Source organism: Vibrio sp. 1978 (assembly GCF_033344345.1).
Genome location: NZ_JAWPOP010000230.1, coordinates 1 through 902 on the forward strand (window position 1 = coordinate 1; position 902 = coordinate 902).

Annotated in this window: 1 protein-coding gene; it reads left to right on the plus strand. The window is 43.2% G+C overall.

Features of this window, described 5'->3' with window-relative positions:
• Window positions 1-114 precede the first annotated feature (114 nt).
• Window positions 115-902, plus strand: a 788-nt coding sequence (zapE, locus tag R8N49_RS25730; protein WP_318190284.1) for a cell division protein ZapE, incomplete at its 3' end; no start/stop codon positions are given.

The following is a 902-nucleotide window of genomic DNA, read 5'->3' on the forward strand; positions in this document are numbered from 1 at the left end:
GCCGATAAAGAAAAATAGCAGTATGTCTTCGGGGACTGATAACTACTTCTCTCTATTCTCAAAGTTGACCCCGAGGTGACCATTTTCTCTGTACCTCTAACACGACTTAATCTGATGACACCACTAAAACGATATCAAAAAGATATAGCAGAACATGGATTCCAGCGCGATGAAGCCCAGCATCAAGCCGTTGTCGCTTTAGACAAACTCTACCATGATATTGTTGAGTTTCAGTCTGCGCCGATCCCTCAACTTTCTAAATGGCAAAAGCTCATGGGTAAAAAGGTCGAGATGCCTCAACCCCCAAAAGGTTTGTACTTTTGGGGCGGGGTAGGCCGAGGTAAAACCTATTTAATGGACGCCTTTTTTGATGCCTTACCTACTGACAGAAAAATGCGCGTGCACTTTCACCGCTTTATGTATCGGGTACATGACGAGTTAAAGCGTTTGGGGGAGGTAGAAAATCCTCTCTCCAAAGTTGCCGACTTATTTAAACAAGAAGCAGATATTGTTTGTTTTGACGAGTTCTTTGTGTCTGACATAACTGATGCCATGATTCTTGCCACATTGTTGCAAGAAATGTTTAAGCGTCAGATGGTGCTGGTGGCGACGTCAAACATCGAACCACAAAATTTGTATCGTAATGGCTTACAGCGAGCTCGTTTCCTTCCTGCTATTGATATGATTTTGGCGCGTTGCCATGTACTAAATGTGGATAGTGGTGTCGATTATCGTCTGAGGACGTTGGAACAAGCCGAAATCTACCATTATCCATTGGATGAGCAGGCTTCTATTAATTTAAATACCTATTATCAGCAGCTTACGGCTGAGCGTAAAAGCGTTGCCCACAAAATCGACATTAATCATCGACAGATTAACGTGATTGAAGCCAGTGATGGGGT